We start from the raw sequence: 17,210 nt of genomic DNA, 5'->3' as shown, positions 1-17,210 counted from the left end.
AGTGAAGACTTATAATGACACACGTTTACTCCATGGTGGGGATTATAATCCGGAACAATGGTTGAATCACCCTGAAATCTTGAAAAAAGATTTTGAGTTGATGGATAAAGCACATGTCAATACCGTAACTGTAGGGATCTTTTCATGGAGTACATTAGAACCAGAAGAAGGGGTTTATCACTTTGAGTGTTTAGATAAAGTATTTGAAGAGATGCACAAACGTCAAGGACGTGTGATTTTAGCCACACCAAGTGGTGGACGCCCTCAATGGTTGAGTGAAAAATATCCAGAAGTGAATCGAACGAATGCACAAGGACAAAAGCATCATCATGGTTTTCGCCATAACCATTGTTACACATCAACTGTTTATCGGGAAAAAGTCCAGCAAATCAATCGCCGTTTAGCTGAACGATATGGTGACCATCCGGCATTATTGCTGTGGCATATCAGTAATGAATACTCCGGAGAATGCTACTGTCCACTTTGTGCAGCCAAATGGCGTGAGTGGGTCAAAACGAAATATCAAACCTTAGAAGCAGTGAATGACGCTTGGTGGATGACATTTTGGAGTAATGATTATTCCAGTTGGTCCCAAGTTGTGCCGCCTTCACCTCTTGGAGAACATAAAGTGCATGGCATGGATCTAGACTGGAAACGATTTGTGACAGATCGGACGATCGATTTCTTTTTACATGAAATCGAACCGATTAGAGAAATCACACCAGCTATTCCAGTAACGACTAATTTTATGGCAGAAGGCCATGACCAGCATGACTTTATTCCCCTGGAAGGACTTGATTATTCTCGATTTGCAGAAGTTGTTGATATCGTCAGTTGGGATAGCTACCCCGACTGGCATAACCCGTACGAACCTTTACATGTGACCGCCATGAAATCAGCTTACGTCCACGATCAATATCGTTCATTGAAGAAACAACCATTTCTCGTGATGGAATCGACGCCTAGTTACGTGAATTGGCACGCATTCAACAAGGCGAAGAAGCCAGGAATGCACCTGCTAAGTGGGATGCAACAACTGGCACATGGGTCAGATAGCACACTCTATTTTCAATGGCGGCAATCACTAGGAAATTCCGAAAAATTCCACGGGGCAGTAGTTGAACATGACAATTCAGAAAACAATCGAGTCTTCCAAGAAGTAGCGGCTTACGGAAAACGATTAGACACTTTGTCTTCGATCAAAGGTACACAAACAGAGGCAAAAGTCGCTATTTTATTTGACTGGGAAAGCAATTGGGCATTAAAAAGAGGCGGTGGTTTTGGTCGTCCAACTCGTCGTTATATCCAAACACTACAAGAACATTACCGATTCTTTTGGGAAAGAGATATAGCTGTTGATATTTTGACGCCAAATCAAGACTTCTCTAATTATGCCTTAGTCGTTGCACCAATGCTCTATTTGATGCGTGAAGAAACGATGGTCAAACTCTCAGAATATGTGACAAAAGGTGGCACCTTGATTGGTAGCTATTTTACCGGAATGGTCAATGAACATGATCGGTTACATCTTGGAGAATGGCCACAAGTTTTGCAAACACTTTTTGGTGTCCTTCCAAAAGAGCTTGACACGCTTTATCCAGGAGAACACAATCAAATCCTTTACAAGGAACAAACATATCAAACAAAAGACTACTGTGGCATCGTCAACGAAACGACAGGGAAGGTGAGAGCTACTTACAAACAAGATTTTTATGCTGAAACGCCAGCTCTAGTTGAAAATCAATTAGGCGAGGGAACTGCTTATTACTTAGCAGCTCGTACCGATCTCGATTTTCTAGAAGTGTTTTACCAGCCAATCATCGAAAAATTACAGTTGCAGCAAGGAATCGTTAAGAGTTCAAATCCAAAAATTTCGATTCAATCGCGAACCGATGGAACACACTGCTATTACTTTCTAATGAATTTTTCTGAGGAGAGGCAACAGCTTGAGTTGCTTGATCCTTACTTGGCTATCGAAACAAATCAAACGCTTACTGGTATCCAAACGTTTGCACCTTACGAAGTGAAAATTCTAAGGAAAGAAAATTAATACGAATGTTCCCGCCTTTATGTTTTGACAGTTATTTTATTCTTGTTGTAGGATAGAGACAGAGCAACAAGGAGGACGAGAAACATGACAAATTATGATGGAGAAAAAGAAAAACGTTTAAGAGGTTCCATGGCGCCTAAAACAGATGATGAAGTTGCGTTAGCTGGAACTAATTCAGGTGAAACAACAGATAAAGAAGAGGCGTTAGCTGGAACCAACTCCGGTGAAGAAAAAGAAGTCGCGATGTCTGGTTCAAACGCAGTGGAAGAAGAGTCCGAGCATCCAACAAAAAAACATCATTTGAAGGATGAACTAGAAGAAGTGGTAGAAGAAGCGAAAGAAAAATTTGACGCTTTTAAAACGAAACACAAAGAATAAGTAAAAAAAGAACTTGTATCCGCGTGAGCCATGTTGAAGGCTTACAGATGCAAGTTCTTTTCTATTTTTTCAAAATAAGCAAAAAAAAGTTTTTTTAAAATCATCCTTTCATTATAAACTATGATTGCTTATTGTATGTCTAAAGGAGGTGAAAAATAGTGATTGGTCAAACAGACATGATTCAATTAATCACAAAATATTTTGTCAATAACACATCTATGATCATTGGTATCACGAGTTTTGTTATTGTTTTATGTGTTTTTATTTCTGTAAAAATGGTTGCACAACCTAAAATGGAGAAACCATCTAAACAAGCACTTGCTAAAAGTCGGTATAAAAAGACTAAGTAAGTACTGGAGCAAAGAAGAGTAGGGGGAAAAAAATGGGAATGTACTGGGTTTTAACATTTATTGCGCAACAACAGGAAAATTTTCCATCAGCTAGTCAAGCAGGTAAGCTTGCTGCCTTTCTTATGTCATTTATTATTCAGTTTGGCTTTTCTGGCTTTTTCACGGTTTACTTACTTGTCGTGATCATTTGGCAAATATTCAAATATATAAAAAGGGTGACTCGTAAAGACCGCAGACACTTCAAAAAAGAAGTTGCGGCTTCTTACAAAGTCCAAGAAGAAAGAGTTAAGAGCAATATAGAAAAAGAAAAGGCCAGAGCGAGTAGACAAAGAGATGTCTTTGAGCCATGGCATCAGAATGAGGAGCAAGAAGATTGAGGGATTTTATTTTGTATCAGTTGCATCGATTATTCAATACAAATACATATCGGGAAATGCTATTCCAACGAATCAACGAAGCCATCTATTCGACTTATCATGCTACAAACTATCCCAAGTATACTGGTGAAAATGAAATGGAACGGTTAGCTAACAAACTCAAGCGCAGTGAAAGAAGAAAAAACTGGTTCCCTAAACTTGGTGATCCACTCTATAAAAAACCTTCTTCAAGAATTTATGTCGAAGATCTACAACTAAAAATTTCTCCTATTCGTTTGGAAGGGGTTCCTAATCTTAGTCATATCTCACGACAATTCAGTACCAGTTCCTTACCTAAGGAACACCAAGCTTATCAAACAGCAAAACCTGAACCTATGCCTTTACAATCAAAAGTTACAAACCTTTCACCGCAAATGAGCGCTTCCGCAAAAACAAAGAATCCATCAATTAATGACTTGTCCACTTCTCGTAAAGAAATACCAAGAGTGAGAAGAACACAATCCGATCATGGACGTTATTGATTTTCTATAAAAAATTATTATAGTATATATAATTTCTATATTATTGAAAAATGATAGCAACCGATTTATAATTTTCATGAAAATAACAAAGAACGGATGAAAGGTGTGTTAGACATGAAAAAAACAAGTCGTAAAGTTGTAATCGTAGGTACAGGATTTGTCGGTACAAGTATTGCTTATGCGATGATCAATCAAGGTGTTGCCAATGAACTTGTCTTAATCGATGTCAACCAAGAAAAAGCAGAAGGAGAAGCTTTAGACTTACTAGATGGAATGGCATGGGGCGAAAAGAACGTTTCCGTATGGTCTGGCACGTATGAAGAATGTAAAGATGCAAATCTAGTGATCTTAACTGCTGGCGTGAACCAAAAACCTGGTCAAACTCGCTTAGATCTAGTGAAAACAAATGCAGCGATCACTCGTCAAATCGTTAAAGAAGTCATGGCTTCAGGTTTTGATGGTATCTTCGTTGTTGCTTCAAACCCAGTCGATATTTTAACTTACTTAACATGGCAAGAATCCGGCTTACCAGCTTCAAGAGTGGTAGGAACTGGAACAACTTTAGATACAACTCGTTTCAGAAAAGAAATTGCTTTGAAACTTGCAGTTGATCCACGTAGTGTACACGGTTATATCTTAGGTGAGCATGGGGATTCAGAAGTAGCTGCTTGGTCACATACTACAGTCGGTGGTAAACCAATCATGGAATACGTTGAGAAAGATCATCGTTTAGAAGAAAATGATCTAACAGTACTTGCTGACAAAGTAAAAAATGCAGCTTATGAAATCATTGACCGTAAAAAAGCAACTTATTACGGTATCGGTATGAGTACGACTCGAATCGTCAAAGCCATCCTAAATAATGAACAAGCTGTACTACCAGTTTCAGCTTACTTAAATGGCGAGTATGGTGAAGAAGATATCTTTACTGGTGTGCCATCGATCGTTGATGAAAATGGGGTAAGAGAAATCATTGACCTATCGATCACACCTCAAGAAAAAGCAATGTTCCATCAATCAGTCAGTGAATTAAAAGCCGTACTTGATACTGTACGCTAAACCCATAAATTCTCCTTTCTTTTCTATATACTCTTCTATCATCAAAAAAAAAACGGGAATAATCGGAAATGATAGTTTGCTATTTCCCGATTTTCCCGTTTTTTGTTTATTTCATTGCTGATGTTAGCTATTGTTAATGAAAAAATAATGCCTTTGGTTGGTATTGCACTATTATTATGGTTTATGATTCTCAGTTTGTTGCTTGTATCTTTACTATGGAAGAATAAGAAAGCAACGTACAGCTGGGATAAAAAAGGAGCCAAGGTCGTTCCGTTAGTTTTTGCTGTTGTTTTACATATTCTATTTGGCGTATTTATCGGGATTATTTTTTATCATATTTCTGTGATCCGTTTTTAGTGAATTATAAGAACATTTGAATGGAGAAGAGGGCATTCGTAGATAGAGAAAAAAGAGGCTATAGGGCTTAGACTCTTACAATTTGTTGAATTTATCAACGATTTTCTTCTTCTCCATTGCGATTTTTTCTAAGTCTAAAATCGCTTTCTTTGCACGCATCAGCTCGATCATTTCAATCATATCTTGTTCATTGGCTTCATTTAATATGTACTGTTTGATTTTTTCTTTCTCTAGTTTAACAATTTTCATTTTTTATCACCTCAGTTATTATTCTATAGATAACATATCACATTAAACTTGGCCTAAGAGAACCAAAAACATGAATAAACATATAGAATTAGCAAAACATATTATTAGAATGGATGATATAGATTAGTTGATGATAAATACATAAATTGACGAAGTCATAAAAAATTCTTGAGTCCAACTTAAATCTGATGACAGAACGTCAATCTAATTTTTTGTAGATTGCAGGAACATAGATTTAAAATCATTGGTTTCTAGTAAATGAGTAATGAATAACTAGTCAGAGAAAATAAATCAAGTGCAAAATAATTTTAAAATTTTGCAGAAGGGTCAAAAATCGGTTTTGTGGTAAAATTCGGATTAATTCAGGTTGATAACGGTTCATACTTCATTTGAATCTACTTTGTATAATATATATTATGTAAACTAGAATAAATGAAAAATGATTACCTTTATAATTCCTCGTTCTAACCTCTTATACTAGTCATAAATTCCCATAATTCTCTAGTTTTTTTGTTATCTGTATTTATTTTTATCATTTGCGCTTTTTTAAGTCATTTTAAGAAAAGTTCGTCCGTAGCTTCGGGAAAAATAAACTACAGACGAACAAAATTAAACTTAACTAAGAGAAAATCCTTCAGGTAATTCTTTAAAACAGATGTGTCCATTTTTTCACTTCGATATAGGCTACTGGAATAAAAGATAAACCAAGAACCCATAGCCAGTTGGAAAGTCCAATCGTAACAAATCCAAAGATATGTTGTGTCAGAGGGATTGTCACTAATAAGACAATAATCAATGCACCAATTGCTGTAGTTAAGACTAACAATGGATTGCCCAAAAATTTCAATCGTAAAATAGATACTTCACTGCGACAATTATACATATGGCTGATCGTGGATAACCCTAAGACAATAAATGTCATTGTTTCAGCAATCGCTACTGATTGTGTACGACCAATAACTATAGCCAATAATGTTACGACGGTAAACACAACAGAGATTTCAAGGATCTTAAAGGTCAATCCTTGTGAAAAAATACTGTCGTATTTATGGATCGGTTGTTTTTCCATATTTTTTTCCTCTGCAGGTTCGACACTTAAACTAAAACCAGGGATGCCATCTGCGACTACTTTGATGATCAACAATTGGATTGCTGTGACTGGCGCGCCCCAACCTAAGATCAGAGAAATCAATACGATCGTTAAAGCTGAAATATTACAACCTAACATGGCATATAGAGATTTACGGATATTTTGATACACTCTTCGCCCCTCTTCTATCGCTTGGACGATCGTTGCAAAATGATCATCTACTAAAACCATGTCAGAAGCTTCCTTCGCCACTTCCGTTCCACTCCCCATAGCAATGCCGACGTCCGCTGCTTTTAATGCCGGAGCGTCGTTCACTCCGTCCCCCGTCATGGCGACGATTTCGTCATTTTGTTGAAAAGCTTTAACGATTCGTATCTTGTCCTCAGGTGACGTTCGAGCAAACACTCGATACATATCGATCGTTTCGGCTAACTGTTTATCACTCATTCTTTTCAGTTCTGCCCCTGTCATTGCCCGGTCTCCTTCTCCCATTATCCCTACTTCTTTAGCAATACGTGAAGCTGTTAATAAATGATCGCCAGTGATCATAACGGTTTTAATTCCTGCTTTTTTGGCTACTTCCACCGCTTTTGCTGCTTCTTTTCTCGCTGGATCAATGATGCCGATAAAGCCGGCAAATGTCAGCTCCTCCTCTAATTTTTCCTCTGATAGTTCTTCGATTGATTGTTGGAATACCTTGTAAGCTACCCCTAATACACGGTACGCTTGATCAGCAAGTTGATCATGTTCTGCTTGATAATCTTCGTTTAGATTCACCAAGTGTAGTCGATCGAATGCTCCTTTTGTGACTGAAAAATATTCTTGACCCATACGATAGACGACAGTCATACGTTTTCTTTTTGAATCAAAGGGCAACTCTTTGATTTTTTCCAAATCTGAAAGATGTTCCTGTAATTCCTTCTCTGAAAAGCGATTATTTACAGCTTTTTGAATCGCTAATTCCGTTGGATTGCCCCCTCCTTCGTTCTCAAAAAAACCACTCGCAAGATAAAACAGCAAAAGTAGATTTTTTTCCTTGTCTTTAGTGAAGTCTAAAAGAGTAGGTATTTCTATTAATGGAGCGATTTTTTTCACAGACATTTTGTTTTCAGTGATCGTACCGGTTTTATCTGAGCAAATCACAGAAACGCCACCTACTGTTTCAACCGTTGATGGTGTCCGAACAATGGTTTTCTTAACTGCCATATTCCCCATACCTACAGCTAGAGAAATGGTTACGACAACAGGTAATACTTCTGGTATTGCTGCAACTGCCATTGAAATTGCAGTCATGATACTTGATTCTAGGCTCAAACCTTTTACTAAACCAATTACAATTGCCAAGAAACCAGCAGTGATTGCGACTAGCCCTAGCACTTTACCCAGTCTTTGCATTTTGATTTGCAGTGGTGCGACAAGCGTTCCTTCATTCGTGATCAAATGAGAGATTTTTCCGATTTCTGTAGCATTGCCAGTTTTTTCAACTAAGACTGTCGCTTTACCTGTCACGACTAATGCACCAGAAAATACTAGATCTTTACGATCACTCAATCCTTCATTATCAGTAGGTTGATAAGAAGCGTCTTTTTCACTCGGTTCACTTTCTCCAGTCAAAAATGATTCGTCAACAAAGAAATTAGTACTTGTAATTACTTTCGCGTCAGCAGGGACACGATCACCCAATTTAAGTTGTACGATATCACCAGGAACGATCTCAGAGCTGTTAATTTCTTTAACGGAACTTTCTCTCAAGACACGGCTAGATGGCGTACTCATTTTTTTCAGTTGATCCATTGATTTTTCCGCACTTTTTTGTTGCCGTATCGATAAATAAAGATTTAATAGGACAATTGAAAAGATGACAATTGGTTCTGTAAAATCGTCCGGATGTGTTTGATAAGCAATAAACGTAGATAGTCCTGTGGCAACAAGTAAAATCAAAATCGAGACATCTTTCATTGCTTCTTTGAAATAAACAATAAAAGATTTAGTTGACTGAGTGTCAATCGAGTTTACACCGTAGTATTCTAATCGATCGTTTGCTTCTTGTTCCGTTAATCCTTTTTGTCTATCTGTCTGTAAGTTTTCTATTTTCATTCTGCCTATTCCCTCCCAAAACAAAAAGGAGCCAGGCAAACGAACCATTAAAGCCTACGGTTCGTTTGTCTGACTCCTACAAGATCGTTCCGGCGAACGCTCTTAAGTCATAAATTTTTTATGAAGTTATTATTTCACAGTTCAAGCAATGGGTCAAGGGAGAAGTTGATAAAAGAATGTTCCTCTGAGTACAAAGTAAATTGACCCTTCCGTTCATTTGTATTACGATAAATAAACACGATAGAAAAGGAGCCTTGTCCGATGCTGATCCGAGAAATCAAACCACAAGATGATCCAATCATCAAAGAAATTATTCAAACTTCCCTAGAATCACTCGATTTAGCGATTGAAGGAACTGCCTATTTCGACCCACAATTAGACCATTTAACAGACTACTACCATGCTCTCCCCTGTGCTGCTTATTGGGTGGTGGAATTAGAAAATAAAGTAGTTGGCGGAATCGGAATCGCACCTTTCGACGAGCAAAAGCAGATATGTGAATTACAAAAATTGTACTTAGCCCCAGAAGCAAAAGGTTTAGGAATTGCCAACCAATTGATGGAAACAGCATTGTCTTATGCCACTCAACATTACCGTCAATGCTATTTAGAAACGATGCATTTATTAAAGCCTGCTTGTAAACTGTATGAAAAGTTCGGCTTTCACTTGATAGCTGATCCACTAGCAGGTTCTGAACACTCCACGATGGACGCTTGGTATATTAAAGAGTTAAAAAAAGACGGCGAATAAGGAAATTTTTCTCTTATCATCGTCTTTTTTTATCTATTTATATGAACTGTTGAATAAATTGAGTAATCACTGGTAAGAAATAAACAACACCCGCCGCAGCTAATACGAAAAGCAACTGTTTCCGTTGTTTCTTTCTTTTCAGTAGACTACTCGTTGTATGCAACAAGTAAGTGCCGCTCTTAGCTGCTGCGGTCAAAGTTGTCAAAATGACCGTCGGTGAGTAGCCAGTCGGATGTTTTGTAATAGCTAATAATTTGGTTCCGTATTCTGGATATGCGATTACCGCTTGATATAGCGCAACCAACGTTAACAACCCCATTGCATAATTCAAAAGCGAATTGATTTTTTTCACGTACAAGTACTCCTCTAATAATGATTACTTTAGTATTTTTTGGTTTAGGTATTATGACTTTTCGGAATATATATACCTACTCTTGTTTTTCCATCCAAGGAAATGAAAAGCCGATCGTTAAATCTTCTTTCAAAATTAGGACTGCATCAAACTTTCCTTTTTTACCAGTGAATCCTTTGACCACTTTACTAGTCTTTCCTTTTGAGAGTAACTCTCTAAGATTTGTTTTGGTCAATTTCTTCTTAGCAATCGTAGGCCATAATTTAAAATCACATTCCTTATTCGTACATGTCGCGATTTTTGGATACAACATCACAATGCCTTTTTTACATTTCGGACAGCGCCCGATTTGGTCATTCTTCTTCTCCATTGCTTCGATTTGCATCAAGCCGCTTTGCTCGTCAGACAAATCGACTGTTTTTACTTGTTCTGGGACGACTTCTAATAAATGCAGAATAAATTTTTTGATATTTTCTAAAAAGACTTCCGGCGTTCCTTGTCGTTCACCGATTTTTTTCAAATAACTTTCCCACCGTGCCGTCATCTCAGCGCTTGTCAGTAAAGATTCTCCTGCTACTGCTTTACACAAAGTGATACCTTTGGCAGTCACTTGAATATCATTTTTATTGACTTCGATATAGTGCCGTTGTTTCAAGTTTTCAATAATGCTCGCGCGGGTAGCTTCCGTCCCGATTCCTTCCACTTCTTTCAGAATCTCTTGCGCTTCTTCATCGTCTAAGGTCTTTCCTGCGGTTTTCATCGCAGTGATCAGCGTTCCCTCATTGTAGGGCTTAGGCGGTTGAGTCTCTTTCTCAAGGCTTCTCAGATCAACAGTCACTACCTCTTGCTCACTGACTTTAGGCAAAAGCTGACCATCTGATTTTTTCTTGCTTTTTACGGTCAAGATTTGTTGCCAGCCTTCTGCAATTGGACGTTTCCCGACACTTTTTAAACGCAATCGTTCCACTCCTGTAAGGATCACGGTTTCTTCATAGCGATAATTTTCTGCAAACATTGCTAAAGTCGTACGCATCACCTGCAAATAGATCGCTTGCTCTAGTCGGGAAAGCTTCGCAAAACGTTCCTTCGTCGGTATCGTTTTGGTTGGAATGATCGCATGATGCTCTTGGACTTTTTTTGCATCCACATATCGTTTTTTAGGAAATGTTTCTGGTGTCGCTACCTCTGTGATCCCTAAAAACGCTTTATAGCGATCAAGATTTTGGACAAGATACTGGTGTTCGCTTTCTGTAATGTAAAAAGAATCTGTTCGAGGATAACTCAAAAACTTACTTTCGTACAAACCTTGAACTGCATCAAGTGTAGCTTTCGCACTGACTTTCATCAGTTGATTCATTTTCGATTGCAAACTAGACAAAGAAAACAAACGTGGACTACTTTGTTGTTTTTCTTTTTTTGTTACTTGTAAGATCGTTCCTTGTTGTTTCCCTAAATGCGCACCTTTTCCCTCAATCGCAGCAACTAATTCGTCCGCAGTCTTAAAGGTTTGCTTCGGCTCGATTTTACCAACAAACTGACCATGTTGACTTTTGATCTGCGCTTCTCCTTCGAAATAAGGCTCTTTTTTAAACTTCCTGATTTCTTCTTGTAACTGGTAGATCATATAAAGCGTTGGCGTCTGCACGCGCCCTAAGGAGAAGCTCCCTGAGATTCCTTTTTGTTGCAGCAGCAAACTATACAGTGGACTGCCATTCATCCCGATCAGCCAATCCGCATGTTGACGTGCTTGTGCTTCTTTATATTTTGGATAAAATTGCTCCGCCGGTTTCAGTTGTTTGAACCCTTGATAGATGGCTTCTTTTTCCAATGAATTGATCCATAAACGTAAGTACTGCTTTTGCTTCGTAAAGGCTTTCGCTTGCTGGATGATCGACCAAGCAATCGCTTCACCTTCACGGTCGCTATCTGTTGCGATAATGATCGTATTCGCCGCTTGCAATTGTCGTTTAACGATCGCAAATTGGGCCCGCTTCTCTGGAGGGACCGTATATTTGAACTGATCTGGAAATATCGGCAAGTTGGGCAATGACCACTTAGCCCAGCGTTCTTCATACTCTCCAGGAGGAACCATTTCCACTAAATGACCAAATCCATAAGTGATCGTTACTTCACCTGTGAATAGTGGATCGCTGACTTCAAAATAACCTTCCTGCTTTTTCCTTTTTTTGAACGTTTCCGCATATGCTTTTGCTTGAGAAGGCTTTTCAGCAAGTATCACTGTTTTCATGTTTTCCCTCCTCTTGATAAAATAAGAATTCCTTAACAGTTTACCAAATGGTTTTCAAAAAGAATAGCGAAAAAATTGAAGATGTTTTTGTTGAATGGAAAAAAGCGTTACAAAAAAATAACTATAATCACCTAAAGAAGAACATTTATCTTTTTATTATTATCATCCTGTTATTTTTAAATAAGAATATAAACATTGATAAAAGAACAGCAAGACTTAACATATAATTAGTATTTGCAAAGAAAATAACTATATAAAAAATGAGTTTTTTTATAATTATAATTTTAAATAAACTTGAAGTTTGTTGTTATATTTTGGAAAATATAATTAAGCAATCTACGACACAAATAAGGAGGTTTTTGGTAGTTGAACTGTTGGTAGTCACTCAAGCCATTTGATAAAAAGGAGTAAATGAAAAAATTTTATCGCCTATTACTTGTTGGTCTGTTGCTCGCACCTTTTGCCACTTTGCCACTTGATGTCCACGCCCAAGAAGCGATCGCTAGCGAAATCACCCAACCTGACGAAGCCATCGTTCCGATCGATACCACCTCACCGATCCCTTCGTCCGCAGAACCACAAAATGCAGCAGTTGCCTTAAACGTTTTTAATGGAATCAGCATGTCTGCTTATGCATCTGGTTTATCAGGTAGTACACTTAGCGCTGGCTTACTGTCGACCGCCGCCTCCGCTGTTCTTGTCCCCGCTCTGCTAGGAATTGGTCTAGGGGTCGGCTTTTATCAGCTCGGTGCCTCTTTAGGCGTCGCAACAGCTGATTTAGCGAAAACAAACAGTGGCTTATTTGAATCGATCGGTAGCAGTGCCTCCACTCAAAATGAACTGAACGCTTTTGCAATGTCTGGAATCGATTCGACAACAAATACCTACAATTTCTCCGCAGCCTTACAAAACCGCTACGCAAAAGATGTAACAAGCAATGCGTTGATGCGTGAGTACTTAACTGGCGAGAGCGACCACGGAATCTTTACTTTCAGCGTCAGTGACCGTGTTGAACTTTATCGTCGCTACATCAACTACACCATCCCTTGGACACTACGAGAGCAAGCAGCGGTGGTCGGACGTAACACGGCACTAGCCGATTCTCTCTCCCAGAATGAGTTCTTCGTTTTAGAAAGCATCCAGTATGGCGAATCCGTTCGAGGTGCAGATGATGCCATCTTGAACATCACCGGTTCTTCTTACTACGGCTATGATTTCCCAGAACCTTTTAACTATCAAGTCAAGCTTGATACGAGTATCTCCACGCTCTTAACAGAGATCACAACAAAAGAACAATTGCTCGACTACGTCCAAGCAACCACACCATTTGAATTTGGGGTCGTCAATGAACCTTCTAAAACCTTAGCTATTGAAACTGCCCAAGAAATGGCTGTCGCATATGATGAACGAACCAGCCAAATCAGCCAAAGTTTAAGCGAAGCCTTAGCTCCAAACAACAATGGATTAGACTTTGACCCCTCAGGAATGATCGCTACATTATATGGTGCCGCAGTTGTATTGGATCACGCTGGGAACTTTATCTATGCACAAACGCAAGAAGCCGTTCCAGCGCATTTAGTTGGAGCGATTGAGTTTTCTTATAGTGATGAGGCACTACCAAATGATGATTCGATCACTATTGATGGAAAACGTGGGGTGTTGGATGAAGAGACTGGAAATATTATAGATGATAAGACAAAAGAAATTTTAATCCTAGGCGCAATGGGAGCTAGTTGGCTCTCTGAAAGTTTAGAGAAAATTTATCAAAAGATTAAGGAATTAGCAGATGTTGATGTTGAAGATGAAGAAATTGAGTGGTACACTCCTGTTGATTTATATTACGATGAACATTTTGCAGATGGAGGGAAGGGGCATACGATTGCTAGTCATATAGGGAAAAATCATGGAGAATTAAAAGGACGTTTAGATATATCGCATGATTTAAACTATACATCGACTTTTAATGATCCCATTCAAGCGTTGGTATATATTAATATCGCTATTTTTACTGCGAATCAAAATTACTTAGACGGAAAAATCAAGCTTCCTTTAGGAGAATGTCGTTTAAAAACATCAAATAATCGTGTTATCTATCAGTCTCATGCCTATATTTCTGGAATAGTCCCGAATGGCTGGGGACTTTGGAGAATAGTTGAAGGAAAAAATGATTATTTACCTGTTAGCAATATTACCTACTCTTGCGTAGTAATCCAGCGTACTCGTAATGTGATACGAAAAAAAAGAAAGTATTATATTCTCACTGCCTATCCAGATCTAAAAAAAATGATAGAAATGAACCCGCTATTAGCGGGTTCTATTTAAAAAAAATACTAATCTGCATAGTCATTTTCTGTAGATTAACGCCAATTATTTAAAATTTTTAATTCAATAATCTGTAAATATGAACCTATATTATCTCATGATACCTTATATTACGCCGGTTCTGCTAAATAAATACTGATGATCGTAAAGATTTGGGTTCTATAATCATAAACACTCCAAAGATAGGCGCCCCAGCCCACACGCGCATAATTGAAATAATTTGTAAACTCTGTATTCCATGAATAGATGATTAATTTGTCTTTTGAAGGAAAGAACCGTTGATTTACCAGATTAAAGTCTTTCTTAGATAACTTTGTACCATGAAATTCATTAAAAAAAGCTTCCTCATATACCCCGCCTTCCATAAAAAAATCTTCCGCAGTAAGTTCAGTGCCTTCCATCATCTCTTCGTTGACTTCAATGGGGTAGCCATCTAAATTTAACGTAGTAGGATCAATTTCTGTGTATGTAATTGAATCAGAATTCAGTTCACGAAATTTCGCTACATACATTTCACGGGTAACAGTTTTTCCAGTTTCTTTGCGTTTTTTTGATGACCAAAGATTTGTTTTTGCTAAACGACTTAAATAATTTAGGTAGGCTATGATTGCCTCTTTATGGGTGCTCTTTCCTTGGTAATTATTTTCCTTAAAGAACGTATAACCAACGTAATACGGAAAAAGTATATCCCTTTTTTTTCTTAATTCTAATGTTTCTTTTACCAATAATTCCATGTCTTTTCCTCCTCGAAGTTTTATGTATTACATGATACCTATTTCGTCATAGTTATTGTTTTTCTTGAAAATGTTAATCAACAATGATTGTGACTGGATTTGCCTACTAAGTAGGATAAAAATTTAAAAATCTTAATTAAACTCAATCTGTCATAGAAGATCCTATGACAGTCAGTTTATTCGATGCAGTATCGTAAATCGTCCAAAGAAAGGCATCCATCCATTCTCTCCCAGGAGAAAAGTAATTCGACCAATTGTTATTCCAAGCATAAATGATCAACGCACTTTTCTTAGGGAATAATAATTTATTCAAGGAAATAAAATCTTCTTCGTTCCCACTATATGAATATGGTGGAAAAAGAAATGTTTGTGCATACCAATTTAAATAGCTTCCAGAAGCTGTTTTTTCAACAGAAAAGAAAACATCTGTCTTCATCTGTTTTCCATACATTAACTCTGGATTTACGGCATAACTCAACTTAATTGGGCTACATACTATGGGTAAGTGATCGAAATAATGCAAATCTGTATATAGAAGACCTGGAATATTTCTTTTTTCATTCATTACTTTGATAAATTCAAGAGCGGCTTTACGATGACTGGAGTATCCACGATAACCTGTTTCTTCAAAAAATACATAATCGAGTAAAAGTCCATTGATTGGAAATTTTCTTAAATAGAGTTTTTGTTTAAATTGATACGTATCTTCTTTTAATAACTTCATTCTGTCCTCCTCATTCACATGATTAATGATTCAATTGTTTAACCTAAATATAGGTTTGTTATCATTTTACCCCTGTTCCGCTAAATAAATTTCGATGATCGTAAAGATTTGGGTTCTAGGATCATAAACACTCCAAAGATAGGCGCCCCAGCCCACACGCGCATAATTGAAATAATTTGTAAACTCTGAATTCCATGAATAGATGATCAATTTATCTTTTAAAGGAAAGAAACGTTCATTTACCAGATTAAATTCTTTCTTAGATAACTTTGTACCATGAAATTCATTAAAAAAAGCTTCCTCATATACCCCACCATCCATAAACAATTCTTCCGCAGTCAGTTCTGTACCTTCCATCATCTCTTCGTTGACTTCAATGGGGTAGCCATCTAAGTTTAACGTAGTAGGATCAATTTCTGTGTAAGTAATTGAATCAGAATTTAGTTCACGAAATTTCGCTACATACATTTCACGGGTAACAGTTTTTCCAGTTTCTTTGCGTTTTTTTGATGACCAAAGATTTGTTTTTGCTAAACGACTTAAATAATTTAGGTAGGCTATGATTGCCTCTTTATGGGTGCTCTTTCCTTGGTAATTATTTTCCTTAAAGAACGTATAACCAACGTAATACGGAAAAAGTATATCCCTTTTTTCTTCTAATGCTAATGTTTCTTTTACCAATAATTCCATGGCTTTTTTCTCCTCTAAATAATGTTGTATGTACTCAATAAGTATAATTCCTATACTTTACAAAAAGACCTATTTATCTTTGGATCACCAAACGTATACTTAAATTTCATAATCATCCTCCGAACCTCTAAAAAATTAAACAGAAAACCCAAAAATTGTTTTTAAATAGTTATTTTATATATATTTGAGTAGAATAACCATCTTAATAAGTTTATATTATCGCATGATAAAGAAATCGACAAGTTTCCTCAATTGATTTATCTTGTTTTTTTATCAAGTCATATCTGCGAAACAAAGATTTATTTTTTAAGAAATAAAAGTAAAAAAATAAGCTCATAAAAAATGTAAAATTGTAAAAAAATTCAATCTGAATAATAAGTGGATTTTTGCGAGGAGGATAAACTGGAGCTATTGGAAAAAGAAACACTAGCATGCCGGGATAGGAGTGGAGAAAATATTCCAATTTATGTTAATTATGCCTTCTTTATTGAAAATAATGATCAAGGAATTCATAGTCACCAACAAGCCGTACTAGAATATCTAGAATTTCTAAATCGAATCGTGCAATGTAACCGCTGGGCATCAGACCTCAGAGGAAAAACTGGGAACCCTGCAAGTATAGAACAATTCAACGAGTATTTCTGTTCAATAAAAGCTAACCCACTTATCTATATCAAGCGAGACCCTAATTACTTAGGTTGGAAAACAAACCCAAATTACGTCAATAAAGAAATGATGAAAGCAGAAGAAGTCAAACCCGATAGTCTATTTAAAAATAGAGGAATCTTTTAAAAAACCTTTTTCCATGAAACTCAAACAACTAATGTGAGTAAAGAACAATTTTTAGTGCTTAATCAACGAT

The 17,210-nt window shown here is 37.1% G+C and carries 16 protein-coding genes; 9 read left to right on the top strand and 7 right to left on the bottom strand.

The window, feature by feature from the left end:
• The first annotated feature begins 1 nt into the window (after position 1).
• The 6 genes from EM4838_RS06520 to EM4838_RS06495 all read left to right on the top strand — a co-directional run bounded on the left by EM4838_RS06520 (position 2) and on the right by EM4838_RS06495 (position 4,735).
• Positions 2-2,050 carry a beta-galactosidase gene (locus EM4838_RS06520; RefSeq protein ID WP_071867037.1) on the top strand — a complete coding sequence of 683 codons (2,049 nt, stop codon included), beginning with the start codon at positions 2-4 and terminating at the stop codon, positions 2,048-2,050.
• Between the two features lie 84 nt (positions 2,051-2,134).
• Positions 2,135-2,428 (top strand): rRNA processing protein, encoded by a 294-nt coding sequence (locus tag EM4838_RS06515; protein ID WP_071867036.1) that lies wholly within the window; start codon positions 2,135-2,137, stop codon positions 2,426-2,428.
• Between the two features lie 158 nt (positions 2,429-2,586).
• On the top strand, positions 2,587-2,778 hold the full coding sequence (locus EM4838_RS06510; RefSeq protein WP_071867035.1) for a hypothetical protein: 192 nt from the start codon (positions 2,587-2,589) through the stop codon (positions 2,776-2,778).
• A gap of 32 nt (positions 2,779-2,810) precedes the next feature.
• Positions 2,811-3,155, top strand: a complete 345-nt coding sequence (locus EM4838_RS06505) for a hypothetical protein (protein ID WP_065095801.1) — start codon at positions 2,811-2,813, stop codon at positions 3,153-3,155.
• Positions 3,152-3,676, top strand: a complete 525-nt coding sequence (locus EM4838_RS06500) for a hypothetical protein (protein ID WP_071867034.1) — start codon at positions 3,152-3,154, stop codon at positions 3,674-3,676. The genes EM4838_RS06505 and EM4838_RS06500 overlap by 4 nt, the downstream gene beginning before the upstream one ends.
• A gap of 114 nt (positions 3,677-3,790) precedes the next feature.
• Positions 3,791-4,735 carry an L-lactate dehydrogenase gene (locus EM4838_RS06495; protein ID WP_019724600.1) on the top strand — a complete coding sequence of 315 codons (945 nt, stop codon included), beginning with the start codon at positions 3,791-3,793 and terminating at the stop codon, positions 4,733-4,735.
• A 432-nt stretch (positions 4,736-5,167) separates the two neighbouring features.
• Here EM4838_RS06495 and EM4838_RS16470 read toward each other — a convergent pair whose 3' ends face one another.
• Complete coding sequence (locus tag EM4838_RS16470; protein WP_010735481.1) at positions 5,168-5,341, bottom strand: hypothetical protein; 174 nt, start codon at positions 5,339-5,341, stop codon at positions 5,168-5,170.
• Between the two features lie 646 nt (positions 5,342-5,987).
• Positions 5,988-8,528 carry a cation-translocating P-type ATPase gene (locus EM4838_RS06485; RefSeq protein WP_071867033.1) on the bottom strand — a complete coding sequence of 847 codons (2,541 nt, stop codon included), beginning with the start codon at positions 8,526-8,528 and terminating at the stop codon, positions 5,988-5,990.
• Between the two features lie 261 nt (positions 8,529-8,789).
• Here EM4838_RS06485 and EM4838_RS06480 point away from each other — a divergent pair, with 261 nt between their 5' ends.
• A complete protein-coding gene (locus tag EM4838_RS06480; protein ID WP_071867032.1) occupies positions 8,790-9,278 on the top strand; it encodes a GNAT family N-acetyltransferase in 489 nt (162 codons plus the stop codon).
• A gap of 37 nt (positions 9,279-9,315) precedes the next feature.
• On the opposite strand, the gene EM4838_RS06475 is transcribed toward EM4838_RS06480, so the two are convergent.
• Both EM4838_RS06475 and EM4838_RS06470 read right to left on the bottom strand, forming a co-directional pair.
• Entirely contained in the window at positions 9,316-9,630 is a 315-nt protein-coding gene (locus EM4838_RS06475; RefSeq protein WP_010735484.1) for a hypothetical protein, read from the bottom strand.
• A 76-nt stretch (positions 9,631-9,706) separates the two neighbouring features.
• On the bottom strand, positions 9,707-11,878 hold the full coding sequence (locus tag EM4838_RS06470; protein ID WP_071867031.1) for a type IA DNA topoisomerase: 2,172 nt from the start codon (positions 11,876-11,878) through the stop codon (positions 9,707-9,709).
• A gap of 411 nt (positions 11,879-12,289) precedes the next feature.
• On the opposite strand from EM4838_RS06470, the gene EM4838_RS16815 reads away from it, so the two are divergent.
• Positions 12,290-14,200 carry an RNase A-like domain-containing protein gene (locus tag EM4838_RS16815; RefSeq protein ID WP_233433771.1) on the top strand — a complete coding sequence of 637 codons (1,911 nt, stop codon included), beginning with the start codon at positions 12,290-12,292 and terminating at the stop codon, positions 14,198-14,200.
• A 110-nt stretch (positions 14,201-14,310) separates the two neighbouring features.
• Here the strand turns inward: EM4838_RS16815 and EM4838_RS06450 are convergent, their stop codons facing one another.
• The 3 genes from EM4838_RS06450 to EM4838_RS06440 form a co-directional block, all read right to left on the bottom strand.
• Positions 14,311-14,934, bottom strand: a complete 624-nt coding sequence (locus tag EM4838_RS06450; RefSeq protein WP_100917251.1) for a hypothetical protein — start codon at positions 14,932-14,934, stop codon at positions 14,311-14,313.
• Between the two features lie 142 nt (positions 14,935-15,076).
• Positions 15,077-15,658, bottom strand: a complete 582-nt coding sequence (locus EM4838_RS06445) for a hypothetical protein (protein ID WP_071867279.1) — start codon at positions 15,656-15,658, stop codon at positions 15,077-15,079.
• A gap of 66 nt (positions 15,659-15,724) precedes the next feature.
• Positions 15,725-16,348, bottom strand: coding sequence for a hypothetical protein (locus EM4838_RS06440; protein WP_071867278.1), 624 nt, complete (start codon positions 16,346-16,348; stop codon positions 15,725-15,727).
• Between the two features lie 411 nt (positions 16,349-16,759).
• Between EM4838_RS06440 and EM4838_RS16810 the strand changes: the two genes are divergently transcribed.
• Entirely contained in the window at positions 16,760-17,140 is a 381-nt protein-coding gene (locus tag EM4838_RS16810) for a hypothetical protein (RefSeq protein WP_233433770.1), read from the top strand.
• Positions 17,141-17,210: the final 70 nt, after the last annotated feature.

The organism is Enterococcus mundtii (genome assembly GCF_002813755.1).
Lineage (GTDB): Bacteria > Bacillota > Bacilli > Lactobacillales > Enterococcaceae > Enterococcus_B > Enterococcus_B mundtii.
Note: the sequence above shows the minus strand (reverse complement) of the source record. Positions and strands in the feature narration are given on the sequence as shown.

Excerpts from the sequence above, each read along its gene's own strand:
- EM4838_RS06505 (WP_065095801.1), top strand. The coding sequence starts at position 2,811 with ATGGGAATGTACTGGGTTTTAACATTTATTGCGCAACAACAGGAAAAT.
- EM4838_RS06440 (WP_071867278.1), bottom strand. The coding sequence starts at position 16,348 with ATGGAATTATTGGTAAAAGAAACATTAGCATTAGAAGAAAAAAGGGAT.
- EM4838_RS06495 (WP_019724600.1), top strand. The coding sequence starts at position 3,791 with ATGAAAAAAACAAGTCGTAAAGTTGTAATCGTAGGTACAGGATTTGTC.
- EM4838_RS06470 (WP_071867031.1), bottom strand. The coding sequence starts at position 11,878 with ATGAAAACAGTGATACTTGCTGAAAAGCCTTCTCAAGCAAAAGCATAT.
- EM4838_RS06515 (WP_071867036.1), top strand. The coding sequence starts at position 2,135 with ATGACAAATTATGATGGAGAAAAAGAAAAACGTTTAAGAGGTTCCATG.
- EM4838_RS16470 (WP_010735481.1), bottom strand. The coding sequence starts at position 5,341 with ATGAAAATTGTTAAACTAGAGAAAGAAAAAATCAAACAGTACATATTA.
- EM4838_RS16815 (WP_233433771.1), top strand. The coding sequence starts at position 12,290 with ATGAAAAAATTTTATCGCCTATTACTTGTTGGTCTGTTGCTCGCACCT.
- EM4838_RS06450 (WP_100917251.1), bottom strand. The coding sequence starts at position 14,934 with ATGGAATTATTGGTAAAAGAAACATTAGAATTAAGAAAAAAAAGGGAT.
- EM4838_RS06445 (WP_071867279.1), bottom strand. The coding sequence starts at position 15,658 with ATGAAGTTATTAAAAGAAGATACGTATCAATTTAAACAAAAACTCTAT.
- EM4838_RS06480 (WP_071867032.1), top strand. The coding sequence starts at position 8,790 with ATGCTGATCCGAGAAATCAAACCACAAGATGATCCAATCATCAAAGAA.
- EM4838_RS06485 (WP_071867033.1), bottom strand. The coding sequence starts at position 8,528 with ATGAAAATAGAAAACTTACAGACAGATAGACAAAAAGGATTAACGGAA.